This window comes from Microvirga antarctica (genome assembly GCF_017921815.1).
Lineage (GTDB): Bacteria > Pseudomonadota > Alphaproteobacteria > Rhizobiales > Beijerinckiaceae > Microvirga > Microvirga antarctica.
Genome location: NZ_JAGEMM010000005.1, coordinates 1 through 20,971 on the forward strand (window position 1 = coordinate 1; position 20,971 = coordinate 20,971).

Here is a 20,971-nt window from a genome sequence, read left to right on the forward strand (position 1 = left end):
GGAAAAAAACATGTCCCGGACAATGCCGCCAAATTCTAAGATAATTCAAACAAAGCAACCAAAACCAAAACCAGTGCGGCGCCCCGTCGATGGCCGCTTTATAAAGCCGCTCATCACGTCGTGTCAAACACAAAAATGCGGCCGCGATCATATTTTTTCGTCCGGCAGGCTTTCAGCCCGTCACGGACAGTCAAACCGCGTGCGGGCACGGGCTTGGCGCGTACGGGAACCGAAACGATACAGGATGACCCGCCGCGAATAGCCTGGACGACGAATCAGGTTACGCAGGCCGATCAGTCGGATACTTTGATGTGTCAGATGTGGAGCGCGCGGATACCGCTTGCACTCGCCCTGTCTGTCGGGACGCCTCAGGGCATCTTTCGCGCCCTCGCGCCCCCTGTGGCAGGGGCCGGAGGAATACCCCATTTCGCCGGCAATGCAAGTGCAAATATGGCCTCCTGGAGGGCCACGATCCGACAGCGTGCCGTCGCGCTCAGGCGGCGATCTGCGCCATGGTCTCGTTGAGGCAGCGCACCTGCGTGGCCGCTCCGGCCCGCGCCACCAGGCTGCAGCCCTTGGGGACCTCGCGCCACGTGCTCGCGTCCTTGTCGATGGGTTCCGAGACAACCAGGAGGCTGCCTTCCGCCTCGCGGAAATAGAGGGTCGGGGGCTGCCCGTCGCAGGACCAGCGGAAGGCCCACAGGCTTTCGCCGTCCGCGACCGCGGCGGTGAACTTGAGAGCCTCCTCGATCCCCGCCTCCGCCATCAGGCTGCGCACCTGCTTGAGCGTTCGGGCCATGGCGTCGACGGGGTCGTTCGACAGGCCGTTGGCGACGGCGAGCAGAAAGATCGCCTCCGAATCCGTGGTTCCCACGCGGGCGTCATACAGCTCATCGGGAATCAGCGCTTCAAGGCGGCGTTTGATCCGATGATAGCCGCCGATCTGGCCATTATGCATGAACAGGTGCCGGCCATTGGCAAAAGGGTGGCAATTGGCGCGGGTCGTCGCGGTGCCGGTCGAGGCGCGCACATGGGCGAAGAACAGGCGTGAGCGGACCTGATCGCAGAGGCTGCGGAGATTTTCGTCCGACCAGGCCGGTCGGACTTCCCGGTAGAGGCCCGGCACGCTGCGCTCGCCATACCAGCCGAGGCCGAACCCGTCCCCGTTGGTCTCGGTCTTCGCCTCTGCTGCGTGAAGCGATTGGTGAACAAGCGAATGAGACGGCGCACAGACGAGGTCGGTGAGAAAGATCGGCTCTCCCCGATAGGCAAGGAAACGGCACATTCCGGTGGTCCCCAAGGCGCTCTCAAGGCGCCTTTCATGTCCTGTTGTGTCAATCTAACCTGTGCGGATCAGGGTGAACAGCCGGTTAACGGCCCGGCCGTTGCGGCCCATGCGGGCTTCCCTTAAGAACCGAGCGCAGGCGCAACGAGCCGGGACAGCCGGCAGCCACGGGGGGTGTGAGATGGTTCGACCGGCGACGAGCCGGCTTGCGGCGGTGGGCCTGGCGGTCCTGTTCGCAGCCCTGCCGAATGCCGCTTCGGCGGCCGAACTCGACGGTCGCACCCTGGGTGCCCTGTGGGCCCTGCCCTTCGTCGGGATCCTGCTGTCCATCGCGCTGATGCCCTTGCTGGCGGCCCATGCCTGGGAGCACCACCAGGGGAAGATCGCTGCCCTCTGGGCCGTGCTTGTCCTCGGTCCCATGATGCTCTTCATCGGCCCTGCCACGGCCGTGCAGGCCCTCGCGCACACCGCTTTCCTCGAATACATCCCGTTCATTCTTCTGCTGGTGGCGCTGTTCACGGTGTCGGGAGGGATCGTGATCCGGGGCAATATCCACGGGGCGCCCGTCGCCAACACGGCGCTGCTCGCCATCGGGGCGGTTCTCGCGAGCCTCATCGGCACCACCGGCGCCTCGATGGTCATGATCCGCCCGGTCATGAGGGCCAATGACAACCGGCGCTTCAACGTTCACGTCATCGTCTTCTTCATCTTCCTGGTGTCGAATATCGGCGGTTCGCTGACGCCGCTCGGCGACCCGCCGCTTTTCCTCGGCTTCCTGCGCGGGGTCGATTTCTTCTGGACGACGCAGAACCTGTGGCGCGAGACGCTGTTCGTCGCCGGCATCCTGCTGGCCCTCTTCTTTGTGGTCGACTGGGCGATCTACCGGAAGGAGGGTGTCATCCGGCCCGACCCCACGCCGGATTCACCCATCCGGGTCGTGGGCGCGGTCAATCTCGGGCTGTTGGCAGTCGTCATTGCCGCCATCCTCATGAGCGCAACGCTCGATCTCGGCCGGATCACGGTGCTGGGCAGCGAGATCGAATTTTCCAACCTGCTGCGCGACCTGACCATGATCGCCGTGGCGGTTGTCTCTCTCCGGGCGACACCCGCCGCGTTGCGGACGGAGAACGGTTTTTCATGGGGGCCGATCGTCGAGGTCGCCAAATTGTTCGCCGGGATCTTCATCACCATCATCCCGGTGCTGGCCATGCTGCGGGCGGGCGCCGACGGGCTCTTCGCGCCCCTTGTCGGGCTGGTCACGCATTCCGACGGCAGCCCCAACAACGCCGCCTATTTCTGGCTCGCGGGCGGGCTGTCGTCGTTTCTCGACAACGCCCCGACCTATCTGGTGTTCTTCGAGCTCGCCGGCGGCGACGCGCAGCGGCTGATGACGGCGGGCGCTGTGACTCTCACGGCCATCTCGGCCGGCGCCGTCTTCATGGGGGCCAATTCCTATATCGGCAACGCGCCGAACTTCATGGTCTACGCCATCGCCCGTGAAGGCGGCGTCAGGATGCCGAGCTTCTTCGGCTACCTGCTGTGGTCCTGCACGATCCTGCTGCCGGTCTTCCTGATCACGACGCTCGTGTTCTTCTGAGGCGGGCTGCCCGCTGGCAGTGCGGACACAGGAAGGTCGAGCGGCCGGACTGCACGATGCGCCGGACGACGCCCGTGCAGGCAGGCGTGACGCAGGCCTCGCCTTCCCGGTCATAGACCCGGAAGCGGTGCTGGAAATAGCCGAGCGTGCCATCGACCTGGGCATGATCCCGCAGGGTCGAGCCTCCCGCCACGACGGCTTCGTTCAGCACGTCCCGAATGGAGTCGGAAAGGAGATGCGCTTTCTGCGTCGGTTTGCCCGCGGCGGTAGCAAGCGAGCCCGCTGCTGCCTCCGGATGGAGGCCGGACCGGAAGAGCGCCTCCGACACATAGATGTTGCCGAGCCCGGCGATCAGGCCCTGATCCAGCAGCGCCGCCTTGAGCGGCGTGCGCTTGCCGGCAAAGAGCCGCGCGATGGTCTCGCCCGAGAGTTCGTTGCCGAGAGGCTCGATTCCCATCCCCACAAAATGGCGGCTGGTCTCGAGTTCGGCGCGCGGGATCAGATCCATGAAGCCGAACCGTCGCGCATCGTTATAGGTCACGGTCGCACCATTCGAGAGCCGGAAGACCACGTGATCGTGCGTGGCGAGATCCCCAGCCGGCAGGGCGAATTCGCCCGGGGCGATCGTCGTGCCGCCATTTGTCACCAGGAATCGACCGGACATGCCCAGATGCATGACCAGCACCTCGCCCGACGACAGGTCGGCCAGCAGATATTTGGCCCGCCGGCCCAACGCCGTGATCTCGCGGCCAAGCAGGCGGTCGGCGAAATGCTCGGGAAACGGGAAGCGCAGGTCCGGTCGGCGCAGCACCACCTCCGTGAAGCGCGCACCCACCATGGCGGGCTCCAGACCCCTCCGGACGGTTTCCACTTCGGGCAGTTCAGGCATCAACCATCTCTCGGGTTCGCGACGGCCTTCACATAGCGTTTCGGGCGCGCTTCCGCTATGGATCGCCACACAGATGATGTGAGGCGTGACGACCATGACCGACGAGAAGACCCATTTCGGCTTCCAGTCCGTGCGGCTCGAGGAGAAGCAGGGCAAGGTCAACGAGGTGTTCCACTCGGTCGCGAGCCGCTACGACCTCATGAACGACCTCATGTCGGCAGGCCTCCACCGGCTCTGGAAGAGTGCCCTCGTCACGGCCGTCCGGCCGCCCCGGGACCGGCCCTTCCGTCATCTCGACGTTGCTGGCGGCACGGGCGACGTCGCCTTCCGCATTCTTGAGGCCGGCGGAACCCAGACGCACGTCACCGTGCTCGACATCAACGGCGACATGCTCAAGGTCGGGCAGGAGCGCGCGGGCGACCGGTTCGCCGACCGGATCGATTTCGTCGAGGCCAATGCCGAAGAGTTGCCCCTCGCATCCAAGTCCTTCGATGCCTACACGATCGCGTTCGGCATCAGGAACGTGCCGCGCATCGACGCGGCGCTGCGCGAGGCCCATCGGGTCCTGAAGCCCGGCGGCCGTTTTCTGTGCCTCGAATTTGCAAAAGTCGACGTGCCCCTGCTCGACCGCATCTACGACGCCTATTCGTTCAACGTCATTCCCAAGCTGGGAGAGATGGTGACCGGGGATTCGCAATCCTACCAGTATCTGGTGGAATCGATCCGCCGGTTCCCCACGCCCGCGGCCTTCGCCCGGATGATCGAGGCGGCAGGGTTCAAACGCGTCACGCACCGGGCGCTGACCGGCGGCGTCGTCAACATTCATTCCGGCTGGAAGATCTGACGTGATCGGCAGCCTCGTCCATCTGGCCCGCAACGCCCGCGCGGGTTTCGTCCTGGCGCGAGAAGGCGCCCTCTCCCTCATCGATCCGAACGCCCTGCCGCCCTCGGCGCGGCTGGGCCTGCGCGTCGCACGGATGATCGAGCGGCGCAGCGGGGGCGACAGTGCCGCGCGTCTGTCGACGGCGCTCACACGTCTCGGGCCGTCCTATGTGAAGTTCGGGCAGTTTCTGGCCACCCGCCCCGATATCGTCGGCGCGGCGGCGGCCCTCGATCTGGAGCGCCTGCAGGACCGCATGCCGCCCTTTCCCCGGGCAGAGGCCGTGCGCGTGGTTGAAAGCGCGCTCGGCCGTCCGCTGAGCGAGATGTTCGTGGCGTTCAGCGAACCGCTGGCGGCGGCCTCCATCGCACAGGTCCACAAGGCGGTGATCCGCACGAATGAGGGCGACCTGACGGTCGCCGTCAAGGTGGTGAGACCCGGCGTCCGCGAAGGCTTTGCGCGCGATCTCCAGGCCATGCGGGCGGCGGCCCGCCTGTTCGAGCGCTGGGTGCCGGATGCCCGGCGGCTGAAACCGGTCGAGATCGTCGATGCACTGGCCCGTTCCGTCTCGGTGGAAATGGACCTGCGGCTCGAGGCGGCGGCCGTCTCGGAGCTAGCCGAGAACACCAAGGACGATCTCGATTTCCGGGTCCCGAAACCCGAATGGGACCTCACCGCCCGGGACGTGCTGACCATCACCTGGATCGACGGTATCCGCCTCAACGACGTGGCGGCCATCGAGGCTGCCGGGCTCGACCGGGTTGCGCTCGGCCGCACGGTCATCCAGTCGTTCCTGCGGCACGCGATCCGCGATGGTTTTTTTCACGCCGATATGCATCCCGGCAATCTGTTCGTGGATGACCAAGGCCGTCTCGTGGCGGTCGATTTCGGCATCATGGGCCGGCTCGGCATGAAGGAACGCCGGTTCCTCGCCGAGATCCTGCTCGGGTTCATCCAGCGCGACTATCTGCGCGTGGCGCGGGTGCATTTCGAGGCCGGCTACGTGCCGCCGCATCATTCGGTCGAGGATTTTGCCCAGGCGATCCGCGCGATCGGCGAGCCCATTCACGACCGCCGCGCAGACGAAATCTCGATGGCAAAGCTCCTGACCCTGCTGTTCGAGATCACCGCGCTGTTCGACATGGCGACGCGCATCGAACTCGTCATGCTGCAGAAGACCATGGTGGTGGTCGAGGGCGTCGCGCGCAATCTTGATCCGAAACTCGATATGTGGACGACCTCCGAGCCCGTCGTGCGGACCTGGATGGAGCGCCATATCGGACCGGTCGGTCGCATCGAGGAGGCTGGCAAGGGCCTGATGACGCTTGCGGGCCTTGCCGCCGACCTGCCCGACATGGCCCTGAGGGCACAACGGATCCTGGCCCGTGTCGACGATCTGACGGCCAGGAACCTCGCGCGGGACGATGCGGGCAGGGTCGCGGGGCGATCCCGCGGACACGGCTGGAACACGGCGGCCTTGTGGATCATCGCGCTGTCCCTGATGATCATCGCGTTCGGAGAGTTCTGACCATGGTCCTGGCCGGAAAGCGCGTCCTTCTGGTGATCGGCGGCGGCATTGCCGCCTACAAGGCGCTCGACCTCATCCGGCGCCTGCGCGAACGCGGCGCCTCCGTGCGGTGCATCCTGACAGCGGGTGCGCAGGCTTTCGTGACGCCGCTCGCCGCCTCCGCCCTCTCCGGGCAACGCAGCCATACGGACCTGTTCGACCGCGAAGACGAGGCCGATATCGGCCATATCCGTCTGGCGCGGGATGCGGATATTGTCGTTGTCGCCCCGGCCACGGCCAATCTCATGGCCCGTATGGCGGGAGGCCACGCGGACGATCTCGCGTCGACTGTTCTGCTGGCCACCACCCTGCCGATCCTCCTGGCGCCCGCCATGAACGTGCGCATGTGGCAGCATCCCGCGACGCAGCGCAATCTCGCGACATTGCAGGCTGACGGCGTGCGCGTGGTGGGCCCCAATGACGGCGCCATGGCCGAGGCCGAGACCGGCCCGGGCCGCATGGCCGAGCCCCTCGAAATCGCCGATGCGGTCCGCCAGGTTCTGGCGCCGACCGGACCGCTCGCTGGACGGCACGTGCTCATCACCTCCGGGCCGACGCACGAGCCCATCGATCCGGTGCGCTACATCGCGAACCGCTCGTCGGGCAAGCAGGGCCACGCCATCGCGCGCGCTGCTGCCGCCGCAGGTGCACGCGTGACGCTGGTCTCGGGGCCCGTCTCGCTGCCCGATCAGGCCGGGATCACCACCGTTCATGTGGAAAGTGCGCGCGACATGCTGGCGGCGGTCGAAATGGCGCTGCCGGCCGATATCGGCATCTTCGCCGCAGCGGTCGCCGATTGGCGCGTTGTCCATGCCGGCGCTCAGAAGATGAAGAAGGATGGCGGCGCGCTGCAGCCCCTCTCGCTGACCGAAAATCCCGACATCCTCGCCACCATCGCGCACCGCACGCAAGGCCGTCCCGAACTCGTCGTGGGTTTCGCGGCCGAGACCCAGAATGTCATCGCGAATGCCAAGGCCAAACTCGCCCGCAAGGGCTGCGATCTCATCGTCGCCAACGACGTGTCGGCGGAAGGCGGCGTCATGGGCGGCGACATGAATACGGTGCATCTCGTCGGCCCCACCGGCATCGAGACCTGGCCGACCCTGTCGAAAGCCGAGGTTGCCAGCCGCCTCGTGAGCGCGGTCGGCGCCCTCCTGAAGTCGTCGCCATCATGACCGGGCGTCTGCTCGTTCGCCGCCTTGCCCATGCGCAGGACCTTCCCCTGCCGCGCTACGAGAGCGAGGGCGCTGCCGGCATGGATCTCGTCGCGGCGCTGCCCGTCGACCTACCCATCGTCATCCCGCCAATGGGACGCGCATTGGTCCCGACCGGCCTCGTCCTCGCGCTTGAACCCGGGTTCGAGGCCCAGATCCGGCCTCGCTCAGGGCTGGCGCTCAAGCATGGCGTCACCGTGCTCAACACGCCCGGCACCATCGACTCGGATTATCGCGGCGAGGTGCAGGTCATTCTGGTGAATTTCGGCGCCTCTGACTTCACGGTGGCCCGCGGGATGCGGATGGCCCAGATGGTCGTCGCCCCCGTCACGCAGGTGGCCGTCGTCCCGGTCGAGACCGTCCCGGAGACGTCGCGCGGCGCATCCGGTTTTGGATCGACCGGCCTGTCGCAGGGCGGTTCATGAACCTCCTGTCGCGGCGCTCGCGTCTGGCGATCACGGCGGTCACGGATATCGCGCTCTATGCCCGTCCGCAGGCGGTTTCCGCGAAGGCGCTGGCCGCCCGCCACGACCTGCCCCCCCGCCATCTCGAGCCTGTTCTGCAGGCCCTCGTTCGCGCGGCGATCCTGAAAGGCGTACGGGGACCCCGCGGCGGGTATGAACTGGCGCGGGAACGTCGGCGGATCACGGCGGGCGAGATCGTCCGGATCGCCATGGCGGCGCCGGATGAAGAGGCTCCCTCTGCGGTCCCGGTTTCGAAGCTCGCCGAGAGGGTCATTGACCCTCTCGTGGCCCAGGGCATCGAGTCATTTCTCGCCTATCTGGACGCCGTTACCGTTGAGGAACTGTGTGCGCGGGCCCAGGCTGCCGGCGCGATCGACATTCGGATGCCCATCGATTTCACGATTTGAAATGTGATTTACCGGGTTTATCGACACTACATGTGAAACACGGTAGAACGTAGCACGCCTATCAGGAGACATTCATGGCTGACACCGAATCCAAGCCCGGCCGCGGCCGGATCTACGGCTCCATCACCGACACGATCGGCAACACGCCGCTGGTTCGCCTCAATCGGCTGCCGAAGGAATACGGCGTGGATGCGGAAATTCTGGTGAAGCTCGAGTTCTTCAATCCGATTGCGAGCGTCAAGGACCGCATCGGCGTCAACATGATCGACGCTCTTGAGGCCTCCGGCGCCATCAAGCCCGGCTCGACACTCGTGGAGCCTACATCCGGCAATACCGGCATCGCGCTTGCCTTCGTGGCGGCTGCACGCGGCTACCGCCTGATCCTCGTCATGCCCGAGACCATGTCGATCGAACGCCGCAAGATGCTGGCCTTCCTCGGCGCGGAGCTTGAGCTAACGCCCGGCCCGCTCGGCATGAAGGGCGCCATCGCCAAGGCCGAAGAGCTGCTGGCGACAATCCCCAATTCGGTGATGCCGCAGCAATTCAAGAACCCGGCCAACCCGGACATCCACCGCAGGACCACCGCCGAGGAGATCTGGAACGACACCAACGGACAACTCGATGCCTTCGTGGCGGGCGTGGGGACCGGCGGCACGATCACCGGTGTCGGCCAGGTGCTGAAGCCCCGCCTGCCGAACCTGAAGATCATCGCGGTTGAGCCTGAGGATTCCCCGGTTCTGTCCGGCGGCCAGCCCGGCCCGCACAAGATCCAGGGCATCGGCGCAGGCTTCGTCCCCGACGTGCTCGACCGCTCGGTCATCGACGAGATCGTCACGGTCGGCAACCAGACCGCTTTCGAGACCGCCCGCAAATTGTCCAAGCTGGAAGGCATTCCCGGCGGCATCTCGACCGGCGCCAACGTGGCGGCGGCGCTTGAGCTCGCGGCGCGGCCGGAATTCAAGGGCAAGCGGATCGTCACGGTCGCGTGCTCGTTTGCGGAGCGCTATATCTCCAGTGCCCTGTTCGAAGGACTGTAAGTCACGCGAGGGCTCTCAAGGGGCGGCTTCGGCCGCCCTTTTTGTATCGACGGAACGCGGTCGCCATAAGCTTGACCAGAACTTCTGATGCCTGGTCGGGTTGTTCTGACAACAACCCAGGGAGTCCAGGATGAGCGACCGAAAAGCGCAGCCCGCCACCGGCACGAAGACGACCGACCGCGAGCCTGTCGCGGACAGCCATCGTCTGGACGGAGCCGAGGCCAACGCCACCATGCGCGAGGTGTGGGACGAACCGGGTGGAGAGGCCTACGCGTTTCGTCAGGCGATCCAGGGCAACAACCGCGACGAGGATCACTCCGCGCTGACGGCGGCCGAAACTCCCGAGACCACCCGCCATCTGTCGGATGCCAGCCTGACCCCTGAAGAAAAGCAGGCCATGGTCGACGCGGCCACGGGAAAGACCCCGCCGAAAAAAGGCGGCTGACCCATGGGCCAGATGCCAAAAGAGGGCGAGATCCCAAAAGACGACAAGCCTGAAGGTGAGAGTTCCAACACGTCGCCCCAATCCGGCAAGACGCCCTCGTCTCATATCCAGCCCGCTGCCGGACCCCACGCCAAGCCGCACCTGACCAACGAGGAGGCGACCCCGGGCGCCGGGAGTCTCGCGGATGCTGGCGATCCGGACGCAACCGGTTCAACCGGCGGCTGACAGCCAGCCATCAGACAAAAAAAGGCCGCCCGCGGGATCCGAGGGCGGCCTTTTTCATGACTGACGAAATGCTCAGGCCGGGACGACTTCCTTCGACGAGCGCTCGGCGCGCTTGCGCTCGTTGGGGTCGAGAACGGTCTTGCGGATGCGGATGGATTTCGGCGTGACCTCGACCAGTTCGTCTTCCTGAATCCAGGCCAGCGACTTTTCGAGGGTCATTCGGATCGGCGGCGTCAGGCGCACGGCCTCGTCCTTCGAGGTGGTGCGGATGTTGGTGAGCTTCTTGCCCTTGAGGACGTTCACCTCGAGATCGTTCTCGCGGTTATGCTCGCCGACGATCATGCCCTGATAGACCTTCCAGCCCGGCTCGATCATCATCGGGCCGCGATCCTCGAGGTTCCACAGGGCGTAGGCCACGGCCTCGCCGCTGTCGTTGGAGATCAGCACGCCGTTGCGGCGGCCGGCGATCTCGCCCTTGAAGGGCTCGTAGGCATGGAACAGCCGGTTCATGATCGCGGTGCCGCGGGTGTCCGTCATCAGCTCGCCCTGATAGCCGATGAGGCCGCGGGTGGGAGCGTAGAACACCAGACGCTGACGGTTACCGCCGGAGGGACGCATTTCCAGCATGTCGGCGCGACGCTCGGACATCTTCTGCACGACGACGCCGGTATATTCCTCATCCACGTCGATGACGACTTCCTCGATAGGCTCGAGCAATTCGCCGGTCGCCTCGTCCTTCGTGAACACCACGCGGGGACGGGAGACGGCGAGCTCGAAGCCCTCGCGGCGCATGGTCTCGATGAGGATCGCCAGTTGCAACTCGCCGCGGCCTGACACGAAGAACGAATCCTTGTCGGACGCCTCCTCGATCTTCAGCGTGACGTTGCCCTCGCCTTCCTTGAACAGGCGGTCGCGGATCATGCGGCTCGTGACCTTGTCGCCCTCGGTGCCGGCAAGCGGCGAATCGTTGACGAGGAACGACATGGTGACGGTCGGGGGATCGATCGGCTGGGCCTGGATCGGGATCTCGTTTTCGATGGCGCAGAAGGTGTCGGCCACGGAGCCCTTCACGAGGCCCGCGATGGACACGATATCGCCCGCCTCGCCGATCTCGATCGGCTGACGCTCAAGGCCGCGGAAGGCCAGGATCTTGGAGACGCGGCCGGTCTCGACCAGCTTGCCCTCGCGATCGATGACCTTGATCGACTGGTTCGGCTTCACCGAGCCCGACGAGATGCGCCCCGTGACAATGCGTCCCAGGAAGGGGTTGGCCTCGAGCAGGGTGCCCAGCATCCGGAACGGGCCCTCTTCGGTCTTGGCCGGCGGCACGTGACGGAGCACCATGTCGAAGAGCGGCGCGAGGCCCTGGTCGTTCGGCCCTTCGGGCGCCTCGGCCATCCAGCCGTTGCGGCCCGAGCCGTAGAGGATCGGGAAATCGAGCTGCTCGTCAGTGGCGTCCAGCGCCGCGAAGAGGTCGAACACCTCGTTGACGACTTCGATGTGGCGGGCGTCCGGACGGTCGATCTTGTTGATGGCCACGATCGGCTTGAGGCCGATCTTGAGGGCCTTGGACACCACGAACTTGGTCTGCGGCATCGGCCCCTCGGCCGCGTCCACCAGCACGATCGCGCCATCCACCATGCTCAGGATACGCTCGACCTCGCCGCCGAAATCGGCGTGGCCGGGGGTGTCGACGATGTTGATGCGGGTGTCCTTCCAGACGACCGATGTCGCCTTGGCCAGGATGGTGATGCCGCGCTCCTTCTCGAGGTCGTTGGAATCCATCGCGCGCTCTTCCACGCGCTGGTTCTCACGGAAGCTTCCCGATTGCGACAGGAGCTTGTCGACGAGGGTGGTTTTCCCGTGGTCGACGTGGGCGATGATGGCAATGTTGCGCAGCTTCATGAGAGTCTTTCGAGGCTTTCAAAGCAAAATGGCCCGGTTCGCGGTGGATACTCCCCGCGCCCCTGGCTCGAACCGGGCGGAAATCTGTTGCGTTGCAATATAGTGCCGAGAGAGCGGCCGCAATAGGGCGGGCGGGAGATTCTGGCAAGAGGGGGGGCGGGGGCTTGATCCTACGGGCCAAGCGTCTCGCCGAAGGTTGACGATGACCTTGATCTCACCGTCAGATGAGGTATCTTCATTGTAGATACAAGTGTGGTGGGCAGGTATGAGAAGGCGATGATCGTTCATTTTGCGAAATGGGGCAACAGCGTTGCGCTCCGCATCCCAAGTGCCTTCGCGCGCCAAATTCACGCGGTCGAAGGCACTTCCGCCGATCTCACGATCGAGAACGGTAGGTTAGTCATCACTCCTGCGGAGAATGTACCGGTCTACACTCTCGCAGATCTCCTGGCGGAAATGACACCCAAGACCATCCATGATGAGACTGACACCGGTGTGGCGGTCGGCAATGAGTTCTAGTTCGGCCTATTGCCCCGATGCGGGAGACCTCATCTGGTTGACTTTCAATCCCCAGGCGGGCCGTGAGCAGAATGGCCGCCGCCCGGCGCTTGTTTTGTCGCCTCGCAGCTACAACGCGCTGTCCCGCCTTTGCGTCCTTTGCCCGATCACCAACCAGGGCAAGGGATACCCCTTCGAGGTTCCGCTCCCGACCGGTGCGTCTGTCACGGGCTTTGTCCTCTCGGATCAGGTCAAGAGCCTTTCCTGGGTAGACCGTGACGCAGCGTTTATCGCCACCGCGCCAGCGCCCGTCGTTTCGCACGCGCGGGCGAAGATAAAGGCGCTGCTTCAGATTGCCTGACCGCCTCCACTGCAGCCTCTAGACCGGCTGCAGTGGCCGATGCGGTTCAGCCGGCCATGCGGCTTGGATCCGGTCACCGGATCGAATTTCGCCATCGGCCAGCACGATTGCCATTACGCCAGCCTTGCGGATCAGGGCGCCGTTGCTGTCGCGGTCGAGGACCGCAGCCATGAGGCCGGGCTGGAAGCGGTCGAGCTGGAGACAGGGGTTACGCAGGCCGGTCACCAGAACCCGGGCTGTTGACCCGAGGCTGAGGACGGTCCCGGTCGGCAGGCCCAGAAGGTCGATGCCGCGTGTCGTGACATTCTCGCCCATGTCGCCGGGCGCGACCGAAAAGCCCTGCGCGGCCAGTTCATCCAGCAACTCGCCGTGCATCAGATGGACCTGCCGCAGGTTGGGCTGGGTCGGGTCCTTGGCGACCCGCGAGCGGTGCTTGACCGTCTCGCCCGCATGGGCGTCACCCGCCACTCCGAGCCCGGCCAGAAGCCGGATGGATGGTGCATTGGCTTTGCTGAACGTGTGGCCCGGGCCGAGGCTGACGGCGGCGACGACCGCATTCATGGTTACAACCCGAGCTTCTTCTTCCGCTGTGCCAGCGTCCGCAGGCGCAGCGCGTTCAGCTTGATGAAGCCCGCCGCGTCGCGGTGGTCGTAGGCGACGGCGCCTTCCTCGAAGGTGACGAGGTCCTGGTCGTAGAGCGAGTAGGGGCTCTCGCGGCCGATGAGGTGGACGCCGCCCTTGTAGAGCTTGAGCGTGACCTCGCCGGTGACGAATTCCTGGCTCTTGTCGATCAGCACCTGCAGCATCTCGCGCTCCGGGCTGAACCAGAAGCCGTTATAGATCAGCTCGGCGTATTTCGGCATGAGCTCATCCTTGAGATGGCCCGCGCCGCGGTCGAGGGTGATCGACTCGATGCCCCGATGCGCCAGCGCCAGGATGGTGCCTCCCGGGGTCTCGTACATGCCGCGGCTCTTCATGCCGACGAAGCGGTTTTCCACCAGATCGAGCCGGCCGATGCCGTTGAGGCGGCCCAACGCGTTGAGCTTGGCCAGGAGGTCGGCCGGGCCCAGTTTCTGGCCGTCGATGGCGACGGGGTCGCCCTTGAGGAATTCGATTTTGATCACGGTCGGCGTGTCGGGGGCGGATTCCGGATCGTTGGTGCGCGAATAGACATAGTCCGGCACCTCGACCGCCGGGTCCTCCAGCACCTTGCCCTCGGACGAGGCGTGCAGGAGGTTGGCATCGACCGAGAACGGAGCGTCGCCGCGCTTGTCCTTGGCGATCGGGATCTGGTTCTGTTCGGCGAAGGCGATGAGCTGCTCGCGGGAGCGCAGGTCCCACTCCCGCCAGGGCGCGATGACGGTGACGTCGGGCTTCAGGGCATAATAGCCGAGCTCGAACCGGACCTGGTCGTTGCCCTTACCGGTGGCGCCGTGGGCCACCGCATCGGCGCCGACGCGCTCGGCAATCTCGATCTGCTTCTTGGCGATGAGCGGGCGGGCGATGGAGGTGCCCAGCAGGTAGAGCCCTTCATATTGCGCATTGGCCCGGAACATCGGGAAGACGTAGTCGCGCACGAATTCGTCGCGCAGGTCCTCGATGAAGATATTTTCTGGCTTGATGCCCAGCAGCAGCGCCTTCTGACGCGCGGGCTCCAGTTCCTCGCCCTGGCCGAGATCGGCCGTAAAGGTCACGACCTCGCAGCCATAGGTGGTCTGCAGCCACTTGAGGATGATGGAGGTATCGAGGCCGCCCGAATAGGCGAGCACGACCTTTTTGACGCGCGTCTGAGCCATGGGTGTGTTCCAGCAATGAATGACGTGTCGCGGCTTAGCCGGGAAGCCGGGCCGGTGCAATGGGGAACGGGCCAGACCCATCCGGCAGGCTGCCCCGGCCTTGCCGTCATTCCCGGGCCGCCGTGCTCCCATGCCGCCACAACCCTTGCTCCGGCCCGCCAAACGGATGACGGTGCGCGGCTTAAGGAGATGCCCATGGCCCAGCGCCCGACCCTTGAATTCTGGTACGATTTCGCCTCGACCTACTCGTACCTGACGGCCATGCGCATCGAGGCCGCCACCGAAATGGCCGGGGTGGACGTGCTCTTTCGGCCGTTCCTGCTCGGGCCGATCTTCGCAGCCCAGGGCTGGACCTCCTCGCCCTTCAACCTCTTTCCCGGCCGTGGCCGCTACATGTGGCGCGACATGGAGCGGGAGGCGGCCCGCCTGCGCATCCCGTTCTACCGTCCCAACCCCTTCCCCCAGAACAGCCTGCTGGCCGCCCGGGTGGCCCTGGTCGGATCGGACCGGGGCTGGACGCCGGCCTTCACGCGCATCGCCTTCACGGAAGAGTTCGGCAACGGGCGCGATATCGCCGAACGGGAGGTCATCGCCGATATCCTGTCGGGGCTGGGTCTCGATGCAACGGCCGTTCTTGCGGACGCGGAAGCCGACACCAACAAGCTGCGCCTGCGGCGGATCGGCGAGGAGGCGCAGGCGCGCGGCGTGTTTGGCGCCCCCACCCTGATCGCCGAGGACGGCGAGATGTTTTGGGGCAACGACAGGCTCGAACGCGCGCTGGAATGGGCGGTCGACGACCGGGCGCGGCGGGCCGATTTCCCGGTCTGAGGAGGCCAGCCGTCGCTGCGGAACAAGCTCAGGGCGACAGGCGCTCCCGTGCGCTTGTTTCCGCTCGCATTTTGCAGTAAACGACGCTCCTATCCGACAAGACGCCAGCGGGCATGATCCACGGGGCGACGCGACAGCGCGTCCCGGTCATGCCCAGTCCTGAAGGAAAAGCGTTTCCAGCCGTCGATTGAGACACACCGGCCCGCCCTTCGCGGCGGCATGCCGGGGACCTGGCCCGACAGGGGCATCCCCGGCAACGGCGACTGGAAGCGGCCCGTCACACGAGCCGCCGGTGGAGCCCCTTAAAGTTGGGCCGTTCAGGAGAACCAATGTCTGCAGCTACACAATATTCGCCGAGCCGTGACGATTTCGCAGCCCTGCTCGAAGAGTCGTTTCTGACGAACGAGATCAGCGAAGGCTCAGTCGTCAAGGGCATCGTGGTCGCGATCGAAAAAGACGTCGCGGTCATCGATATCGGCGCCAAGACGGAAGGGCGCGTCGCCCTCAAGGAATTCGCGGGCCCCAACCGGGACCAGACGGTCAGCGTCGGCGATGAGGTTGAAGTCTATGTCGAGCGCATCGAGAACGCGCTGGGCGAGGCCGTCATCTCCCGCGACAAGGCCCGCCGCGAAGAAAGCTGGGTCAAGCTCGAGAAGGCCTTCGAGGCCGGCGAGCGTGTCAACGGCGTCATCTTCAACCAGGTCAAGGGCGGCTACACGGTCGATCTCGACGGCGCCGTGGCGTTCCTGCCGCGCTCGCAGGTCGACATCCGCCCCGTGCGCGACGTCACCCCGCTCATGGGCGTCAGCCAGCCGTTCCAGATCCTCAAGATGGATCGTCGCCGCGGCAACATCGTCGTGTCGCGCCGGACCGTTCTCGAAGAGAGCCGCGCCGAGCAGCGCTCCGAGCTCGTGGCCAACCTCGAAGAGGGTCAGGTCATCGACGGCGTGGTCAAGAACATCACCGAATACGGTGCGTTCGTGGATCTCGGCGGCATCGACGGCCTGCTCCATGTCACCGACATGGCCTGGCGTCGCGTGAACCATCCGTCCGAGGTCGTGACCATCGGCCAGACCGTCAAGGTCAAGATCATCAAGATCAACCACGAGACGCACCGCATCTCGCTGGGCATCAAGCAGCTTCTCGCCGATCCGTGGGAGGGCATCGCCGCCCGCTACCCGGTCGGAGCAAAGCTCAAGGGCCGCGTCACCAACATCACCGATTACGGCGCGTTCGTGGAACTGGAGCCGGGCATCGAAGGCCTGATCCACGTCTCCGAAATGTCCTGGACCAAGAAGAACGTCCACCCGGGCAAGATCATCTCCACCTCGCAGGAGGTTGAGGTCGTGATCCTCGAGGTCGATCAGGTGAAGCGCCGCATCTCGCTCGGCCTGAAGCAGACGCTTCAGAACCCGTGGGAGGCGTTCGCCGAACTGCATCCGGTCGGCTCCGAAGTCGAAGGCGAAGTGAAGAACAAGACCGAGTTCGGTCTCTTCATCGGCCTCGAGAACGACGTCGACGGCATGGTCCACCTCTCGGACCTCGACTGGAACCGTCCGGGCGAGCAGGTCATCGACGACTTCAAGAAGGGCGACATGGTCCGCGCCCAGGTTCTCGACGTGGACGTCGAGAAGGAGCGCATCTCGCTCGGCATCAAGCAGCTCGGGGGCGACCCCTTCGCGGAAGCCGGCGAGATCAAGAAGGGCCAGATCGTCACCTGCGAGGTTCTCGAGGTGAAGGATGGCGGGATCGAGGTGAAGATCGTCGACACCGACCTCTCGACCTTCATCAAGCGCAATGAGCTGGCCCGCGACCGTGGCGACCAGCGCCCCGAGCGTTTCGCCCCCGGCGAGAAGCTCGATGCCCGCGTCACGCAGTTCGACCGCAAGGCGCGCCGCGTCACCCTCTCGATCAAGGCCCTCCAGGTCGCGGAAGAGAAGGAAGCGATTGCGCAGTTCGGTTCGAGCGATTCCGGCGCATCGCTGGGCGACATCCTCGGCGCGGCTTTGAACAAGGCCAAGACCGACAAGAAGTGAGCGGGCCTCACCGGCCTGTCGCCCCGGGGACATTCCCGGGGCACGCTTTCAACCCGCGCGAGTCATCGCGCGGGTTTTTTGTTGCCGCCAAACAAATCCGCCGGGCCGCGCCGCGGAGCAGGCTTCGTGGAAATTCGTTTCAACAGAATCGAAAACCGCTCTAGGGTGCGCCCGAACGCCCGCCCATCGACTCGACGAGACCCATCCATGATCGACGCCGAAGCCATTGCCGACCGCCGCCGCCTTCGCCGCAAGCTCAGCTTCTGGCGCGTGGTCGGCATTCTCGCCCTGGTGCTGGCCATCGGGACGGCCGGGTTCTTCGCATCCCGTCGCCTTGGCTGGACGGAGGCGGGGCCGCATGTGGCGCGGATTTCCGTCACCGGCGTCATCACGGGCAATCAGGCGATGGCCGATCTCATGGAGCGGGTCGGCAGGGCGCGGTCCGTCGTGGGAGTCGTGGTGTCCATCAACAGCCCGGGCGGCACCACCACCGGCTCGGAAGAGCTCTTCCGCAATATCCGCAGCCTGGCCGCCCGCAAGCCCGTGGTGGCGTTCGTGGACGGCACGGCGGCGTCGGGCGGCTACATCACGGCAATCGCCGCCGACCACATCGTGGCGCGCGAGACCTCGCTGGTGGGCTCCATCGGCGTGCTGTTTCAATACCCGGACGTGTCCGCCCTGTTGGATCGCGTCGGCGTCAAGATGGAGACGATCAAATCGGCTCCTCTGAAAGCCGAGCCCAACCCGTTCCAGCCGACGAGCCCGGAGGCCCGCGCCGCCATCGATTCGGTCGTCCGGGACACCTTCGAGTGGTTCAAGCGACTCGTGCGCGAACGGCGCGGCCTGAGCGATGCGGAACTGGCCGTCGCGTCCACCGGGCAGGTGTTCAGCGGCCACCAGGGCGTGCCGCTCAAGCTCGTCGATTCGGTCGGCGTCGAACGCGATGCGGTCGCCTGGATGGAACGCGAGAAGGGCTTGCGCGCGAACCTGCCGATTCGGGACTGGAAACCCCGCGACGACAGCCCCCTCTCGCTTTTCACCATGGCCGCATGGGGTTCCGATCTGGTCGGTCTGTCAGGGGTGAGCGAGGTGTTTCGGCGGGCCGCCTCCGGCGCGCAGTCGGCTCAGCTTGACGGTCTCCTGGCGGTCTGGCACCCTTCCGAAAAATAAAGCAGCGTCAAACATATAGCCGATAGATGATCAAATCCGAACTGGTGCTCAAACTCGCTGAGCAAAACCCGCATCTGTATCAACGTGACGTCGAGAATATCGTGAACGCGATTCTCGACACGATCGCCGATGCCCTTGCCCGTGGCGACCGCGTCGAATTGCGGGGCTTTGGCGCGTTCTCCGTGAAGAAGCGCGACGCGCGAACGGGGCGCAATCCCCGCACCGGCGAATCGGTGTCCATCTCCGAGAAGGTCGTGCCGGTCTTCAAGACCGGGAAGGAAATGCGGCAGCGGCTGAACCTGCCGCAGAAGGTCCTGAAGACCGCCGCCCAGTAGAAAGAAGGCCGGTCATTCGACAGACCGGACGTTCAAGAGGATTGCCTGTGATTCGCTTCCTGAAGGCGCTTGTCCTTCTGCCCATCGCGATCCTGATCGTGCTGCTCGCGGTCGCCAACCGGCAGATCGTGACCCTGTCGCTCGATCCGTTTTCGCAGACCGCGCCCGAATTCGCGGTGCCGCTGCCGCTCTTTGCGGTGATCTTCGCCGCCGTCATGCTCGGCGTGGTGATCGGCGGCATCGCCGCCTGGCTCGCCCAGGGCAAACACCGGCGCGAACGCCGCCGCTACCGGCGCGAGGCGACGAGCCTGCGCTATGAGACCGACCGGCTCAAGGCCGACACACCGCGCGGCACGCTTCCGGCGGTCCCGCCGTCGCCTTCCAGCCGTCTCTAGACTGATCATGCGCGTCGTCACCGCAGCCGAGATTGATCGTGTCCTCACCTTTCCGGCTCTGATCGAGGCGCTCGCCGAGGCGTTCCGCGGCGATATCGCCACACCGGTCCGCCACCACCATGAGATCGCACGCGACGGGTCGGCCGCAACGCTTCTGCTGATGCCGGCATGGACGGGCGTGGCAGCGCGAGAGGGTTTTCTGGGCGTGAAGATCGTGTCGGTCTTTCCCGAGAACGGCGCGCGCAATCTGTCCAGCGTGCTGGGTACCTACCTGCTGATGGACGGCGCCACCGGCGAGCCCCGCGCAGCGCTCGACGGGACCCGCCTGACGGTTTGGCGGACAGCGGCCGCTTCGGCGCTCGCGTCACGCGCTCTCGCCCGGCCGGATGCCAGCCGCATGGTGATGGTCGGCGCCGGATCGCTCGCACCCTTTCTCATCCGCGCCCATGCAAGCCAGCGACCGCTTCGCGACATCAGGGTGTGGAACCATCGCCCGGAGCGCGCACAGGCGCTTGCCACCGCCCTGCGCGCGGAAGGTCTTCCGGTGACGGCGACGGAGGACCTCGAGGCGGCCATCCGGCAGGCGGATCTCGTGTCCTGCGCGACCTTGTCGGCTGATCCGATCGTCAAGGGAGAATGGCTGAAGCCCGGCGCGCATCTCGATCTTGTGGGCGCTTTCAATCTGCACATGCGCGAAGCCGATGACGCGGCCCTGCAGCGCGCTGCGATCTATGTGGACACGACAGCTGCCCTGTCGGAAGGCGGCGACGTCGCGCTGGCCATCCGCAGCGGCGCGATCGGCGAACAGGATGTCCTGGGGGATCTTGCCGATCTCTGCCGAGAGGTCCCGCCCCGCGATCCGAACGCCATCACGCTGTTCAAATCGGTCGGCACGGCGCTCGAGGATCTGGCTGCGGCAATGCTGGTGTGGCGCAGCCTCCCCCCGACGGCATAGACTGCGCGCATCATGGACCATCTCGTTAAAATCTGCGGGCTCTCGACGCCGGAGACACTCGAGGCCGCCCTGGCCGCGCGAGCCGATCTCGTTGGCTTTGTGCGCTTTCCCAAGAGCCCGCGCCACGTGAGCCTCGAGACCGGTCGCGCCCTGTCGGCGCAGGCCAAAGGACGTGCCGGCCGGGTCGTCCTGCTCGTCGATGCGGACGATGCCGAAATCGACAGCGCGATCGAGGCGCTGGATCCGGACATGCTGCAACTGCACGGCAGCGAGAGCCCCGAGCGTGTCGCCTTCATCCGCCGCCGCTTCGGGCGGCCGGTTCTCAAGGCGCTGGGAATTGCCACCGCACAGGATCTCGCGGCCGCCACTGGTTATCTGACGTCTGCCGACTATCTTCTGCTCGACGCCAAACCGCCCAGGCAATCCGACGCGCTTCCGGGCGGCAACGGCCTGTCGTTCGACTGGGGCCTAATCGACAGCCTTGACCGGACGCTCCCGTTCATGTTGTCAGGGGGCCTCGATCCCGCCAACGTGGCCGAGGCGATCAGGCTGACGCGGCCCGACGCGGTCGATGTGTCGTCGGGGGTGGAAAGCGGGCCCGGCGTCAAGGACCCCGATCGCATCGGGGCATTCGTGAAGGCGGCCAGGGCGGCATTTGCCGTACCGGCCATTTGACCATTCG

General features: G+C 65.5%; 23 protein-coding genes. 18 read left to right on the plus strand and 5 right to left on the minus strand.

Features of this window, described 5'->3' with window-relative positions; genetic code table 11:
* Window positions 1-493: 493 nt before the first annotated feature.
* Complete coding sequence (locus J4G32_RS14885) at window positions 494-1,285, minus strand: class II glutamine amidotransferase (RefSeq protein WP_210496119.1); 792 nt, start codon at window positions 1,283-1,285, stop codon at window positions 494-496.
* Window positions 1,286-1,466: 181 nt separating this feature from the next.
* Between J4G32_RS14885 and J4G32_RS14890 the strand changes: the two genes are divergently transcribed.
* Entirely contained in the window at window positions 1,467-2,882 is a 1,416-nt protein-coding gene (locus J4G32_RS14890) for a sodium:proton antiporter (protein WP_210496120.1), read from the plus strand.
* Here J4G32_RS14890 and mutM read toward each other — a convergent pair.
* A complete protein-coding gene (mutM, locus tag J4G32_RS14895) occupies window positions 2,860-3,771 on the minus strand; it encodes a bifunctional DNA-formamidopyrimidine glycosylase/DNA-(apurinic or apyrimidinic site) lyase (RefSeq protein ID WP_210496121.1) in 912 nt (303 codons plus the stop codon). The two genes, J4G32_RS14890 and mutM, sit on opposite strands and share 23 nt — an antisense overlap.
* A 94-nt stretch (window positions 3,772-3,865) precedes the next feature.
* Between mutM and ubiE the strand changes: the two genes are divergently transcribed.
* The 8 genes from ubiE to J4G32_RS14935 all read left to right on the plus strand — a co-directional run bounded on the left by ubiE (window position 3,866) and on the right by J4G32_RS14935 (window position 10,010).
* Window positions 3,866-4,615, plus strand: a complete 750-nt coding sequence (gene ubiE, locus J4G32_RS14900; protein ID WP_210496605.1) for a bifunctional demethylmenaquinone methyltransferase/2-methoxy-6-polyprenyl-1,4-benzoquinol methylase UbiE — start codon at window positions 3,866-3,868, stop codon at window positions 4,613-4,615.
* A gap of 1 nt (window position 4,616) precedes the next feature.
* Window positions 4,617-6,179: a 2-polyprenylphenol 6-hydroxylase gene (gene ubiB / locus J4G32_RS14905; RefSeq protein WP_210496122.1), complete on the plus strand. Its 1,563-nt coding sequence runs from the start codon at window positions 4,617-4,619 to the stop codon at window positions 6,177-6,179.
* Window positions 6,180-6,181: 2 nt separating this feature from the next.
* Window positions 6,182-7,393: a bifunctional phosphopantothenoylcysteine decarboxylase/phosphopantothenate--cysteine ligase CoaBC gene (gene coaBC / locus J4G32_RS14910; RefSeq protein ID WP_210496123.1), complete on the plus strand. Its 1,212-nt coding sequence runs from the start codon at window positions 6,182-6,184 to the stop codon at window positions 7,391-7,393.
* A complete protein-coding gene (dut, locus tag J4G32_RS14915; protein WP_210496124.1) occupies window positions 7,390-7,857 on the plus strand; it encodes a dUTP diphosphatase in 468 nt (155 codons plus the stop codon). The genes coaBC and dut overlap by 4 nt, the downstream gene beginning before the upstream one ends.
* A complete protein-coding gene (locus J4G32_RS14920; RefSeq protein WP_210496125.1) occupies window positions 7,854-8,303 on the plus strand; it encodes an RrF2 family transcriptional regulator in 450 nt (149 codons plus the stop codon). Before dut ends, J4G32_RS14920 begins: the two co-directional genes overlap by 4 nt.
* Before the next feature lie 74 nt (window positions 8,304-8,377).
* Window positions 8,378-9,340, plus strand: coding sequence for a cysteine synthase A (gene cysK / locus J4G32_RS14925; protein ID WP_210496126.1), 963 nt, complete (start codon window positions 8,378-8,380; stop codon window positions 9,338-9,340).
* 130 nt (window positions 9,341-9,470) lie between these two features.
* Window positions 9,471-9,785 carry a hypothetical protein gene (locus J4G32_RS14930; protein ID WP_210496127.1) on the plus strand — a complete coding sequence of 105 codons (315 nt, stop codon included), beginning with the start codon at window positions 9,471-9,473 and terminating at the stop codon, window positions 9,783-9,785.
* A gap of 3 nt (window positions 9,786-9,788) precedes the next feature.
* Window positions 9,789-10,010, plus strand: a complete 222-nt coding sequence (locus J4G32_RS14935) for a hypothetical protein (RefSeq protein ID WP_210496629.1) — start codon at window positions 9,789-9,791, stop codon at window positions 10,008-10,010.
* A gap of 72 nt (window positions 10,011-10,082) precedes the next feature.
* Here the strand turns inward: J4G32_RS14935 and typA are convergent, their stop codons facing one another.
* Window positions 10,083-11,915: a translational GTPase TypA gene (gene typA / locus J4G32_RS14940; RefSeq protein ID WP_210496128.1), complete on the minus strand. Its 1,833-nt coding sequence runs from the start codon at window positions 11,913-11,915 to the stop codon at window positions 10,083-10,085.
* Window positions 11,916-12,191: 276 nt separating this feature from the next.
* Between typA and J4G32_RS14945 the strand changes: the two genes are divergently transcribed.
* Together J4G32_RS14945 and mazF are read left to right on the plus strand one after the other, a co-directional pair.
* The gene (locus J4G32_RS14945; protein ID WP_210496129.1) at window positions 12,192-12,434 is read left to right on the plus strand and encodes an AbrB/MazE/SpoVT family DNA-binding domain-containing protein; all 243 of its coding nucleotides are present in this window, start codon (window positions 12,192-12,194) and stop codon (window positions 12,432-12,434) included.
* Entirely contained in the window at window positions 12,424-12,774 is a 351-nt protein-coding gene (mazF, locus tag J4G32_RS14950) for an endoribonuclease MazF (RefSeq protein WP_210496130.1), read from the plus strand. Before J4G32_RS14945 ends, mazF begins: the two co-directional genes overlap by 11 nt.
* Window positions 12,775-12,792: 18 nt before the next feature.
* On the opposite strand, the gene J4G32_RS14955 is transcribed toward mazF, so the two are convergent.
* Window positions 12,793-13,335 (minus strand): MOSC domain-containing protein, encoded by a 543-nt coding sequence (locus J4G32_RS14955; protein WP_210496131.1) that lies wholly within the window; start codon window positions 13,333-13,335, stop codon window positions 12,793-12,795.
* 2 nt (window positions 13,336-13,337) lie between these two features.
* A complete protein-coding gene (locus J4G32_RS14960; protein WP_210496132.1) occupies window positions 13,338-14,570 on the minus strand; it encodes an argininosuccinate synthase in 1,233 nt (410 codons plus the stop codon).
* A 195-nt stretch (window positions 14,571-14,765) separates the two neighbouring features.
* Between J4G32_RS14960 and J4G32_RS14965 the strand changes: the two genes are divergently transcribed.
* The 7 genes from J4G32_RS14965 (at window position 14,766) to J4G32_RS14995 (ending at window position 20,964) form a co-directional block, all read left to right on the plus strand.
* On the plus strand, window positions 14,766-15,398 hold the full coding sequence (locus J4G32_RS14965; RefSeq protein WP_210496133.1) for a 2-hydroxychromene-2-carboxylate isomerase: 633 nt from the start codon (window positions 14,766-14,768) through the stop codon (window positions 15,396-15,398).
* Window positions 15,399-15,727: 329 nt separating this feature from the next.
* Window positions 15,728-17,434 (plus strand): 30S ribosomal protein S1, encoded by a 1,707-nt coding sequence (gene rpsA / locus J4G32_RS14970; protein ID WP_210496134.1) that lies wholly within the window; start codon window positions 15,728-15,730, stop codon window positions 17,432-17,434.
* A gap of 207 nt (window positions 17,435-17,641) precedes the next feature.
* Window positions 17,642-18,604: a signal peptide peptidase SppA gene (gene sppA, locus J4G32_RS14975; protein WP_210496135.1), complete on the plus strand. Its 963-nt coding sequence runs from the start codon at window positions 17,642-17,644 to the stop codon at window positions 18,602-18,604.
* Window positions 18,605-18,630: 26 nt separating this feature from the next.
* Window positions 18,631-18,939, plus strand: a complete 309-nt coding sequence (gene ihfB / locus J4G32_RS14980; RefSeq protein ID WP_210496136.1) for an integration host factor subunit beta — start codon at window positions 18,631-18,633, stop codon at window positions 18,937-18,939.
* A gap of 47 nt (window positions 18,940-18,986) precedes the next feature.
* Window positions 18,987-19,334 carry a lipopolysaccharide assembly protein LapA domain-containing protein gene (locus tag J4G32_RS14985; RefSeq protein ID WP_210496137.1) on the plus strand — a complete coding sequence of 116 codons (348 nt, stop codon included), beginning with the start codon at window positions 18,987-18,989 and terminating at the stop codon, window positions 19,332-19,334.
* A 7-nt stretch (window positions 19,335-19,341) separates the two neighbouring features.
* A complete protein-coding gene (gene lhpI / locus J4G32_RS14990; protein ID WP_210496138.1) occupies window positions 19,342-20,289 on the plus strand; it encodes a bifunctional Delta(1)-pyrroline-2-carboxylate/Delta(1)-piperideine-2-carboxylate reductase in 948 nt (315 codons plus the stop codon).
* Window positions 20,290-20,301: 12 nt separating this feature from the next.
* Complete coding sequence (locus tag J4G32_RS14995) at window positions 20,302-20,964, plus strand: phosphoribosylanthranilate isomerase (RefSeq protein ID WP_210496139.1); 663 nt, start codon at window positions 20,302-20,304, stop codon at window positions 20,962-20,964.
* Window positions 20,965-20,971: the final 7 nt, after the last annotated feature.

Bases quoted from the DNA above. Each gene is read 5' to 3' on its own strand.
- J4G32_RS14885 (WP_210496119.1), bottom strand. From the start codon at position 1,285: ATGTGCCGTTTCCTTGCCTATCGGGGAGAGCCGATCTTTCTCACCGAC.
- J4G32_RS14920 (WP_210496125.1), top strand. From the start codon at position 7,854: ATGAACCTCCTGTCGCGGCGCTCGCGTCTGGCGATCACGGCGGTCACG.
- mutM (WP_210496121.1), bottom strand. From the start codon at position 3,771: ATGCCTGAACTGCCCGAAGTGGAAACCGTCCGGAGGGGTCTGGAGCCC.
- sppA (WP_210496135.1), top strand. From the start codon at position 17,642: ATGATCGACGCCGAAGCCATTGCCGACCGCCGCCGCCTTCGCCGCAAG.
- J4G32_RS14945 (WP_210496129.1), top strand. From the start codon at position 12,192: ATGATCGTTCATTTTGCGAAATGGGGCAACAGCGTTGCGCTCCGCATC.
- coaBC (WP_210496123.1), top strand. From the start codon at position 6,182: ATGGTCCTGGCCGGAAAGCGCGTCCTTCTGGTGATCGGCGGCGGCATT.
- J4G32_RS14995 (WP_210496139.1), top strand. From the start codon at position 20,302: ATGGACCATCTCGTTAAAATCTGCGGGCTCTCGACGCCGGAGACACTC.
- lhpI (WP_210496138.1), top strand. From the start codon at position 19,342: ATGCGCGTCGTCACCGCAGCCGAGATTGATCGTGTCCTCACCTTTCCG.
- J4G32_RS14935 (WP_210496629.1), top strand. From the start codon at position 9,789: ATGGGCCAGATGCCAAAAGAGGGCGAGATCCCAAAAGACGACAAGCCT.
- rpsA (WP_210496134.1), top strand. From the start codon at position 15,728: ATGTCTGCAGCTACACAATATTCGCCGAGCCGTGACGATTTCGCAGCC.
- ihfB (WP_210496136.1), top strand. From the start codon at position 18,631: ATGATCAAATCCGAACTGGTGCTCAAACTCGCTGAGCAAAACCCGCAT.
- ubiE (WP_210496605.1), top strand. From the start codon at position 3,866: ATGACCGACGAGAAGACCCATTTCGGCTTCCAGTCCGTGCGGCTCGAG.
- typA (WP_210496128.1), bottom strand. From the start codon at position 11,915: ATGAAGCTGCGCAACATTGCCATCATCGCCCACGTCGACCACGGGAAA.
- J4G32_RS14960 (WP_210496132.1), bottom strand. From the start codon at position 14,570: ATGGCTCAGACGCGCGTCAAAAAGGTCGTGCTCGCCTATTCGGGCGGC.
- mazF (WP_210496130.1), top strand. From the start codon at position 12,424: ATGAGTTCTAGTTCGGCCTATTGCCCCGATGCGGGAGACCTCATCTGG.
- J4G32_RS14930 (WP_210496127.1), top strand. From the start codon at position 9,471: ATGAGCGACCGAAAAGCGCAGCCCGCCACCGGCACGAAGACGACCGAC.
- J4G32_RS14955 (WP_210496131.1), bottom strand. From the start codon at position 13,335: ATGAATGCGGTCGTCGCCGCCGTCAGCCTCGGCCCGGGCCACACGTTC.
- J4G32_RS14890 (WP_210496120.1), top strand. From the start codon at position 1,467: ATGGTTCGACCGGCGACGAGCCGGCTTGCGGCGGTGGGCCTGGCGGTC.
- J4G32_RS14965 (WP_210496133.1), top strand. From the start codon at position 14,766: ATGGCCCAGCGCCCGACCCTTGAATTCTGGTACGATTTCGCCTCGACC.
- dut (WP_210496124.1), top strand. From the start codon at position 7,390: ATGACCGGGCGTCTGCTCGTTCGCCGCCTTGCCCATGCGCAGGACCTT.
- cysK (WP_210496126.1), top strand. From the start codon at position 8,378: ATGGCTGACACCGAATCCAAGCCCGGCCGCGGCCGGATCTACGGCTCC.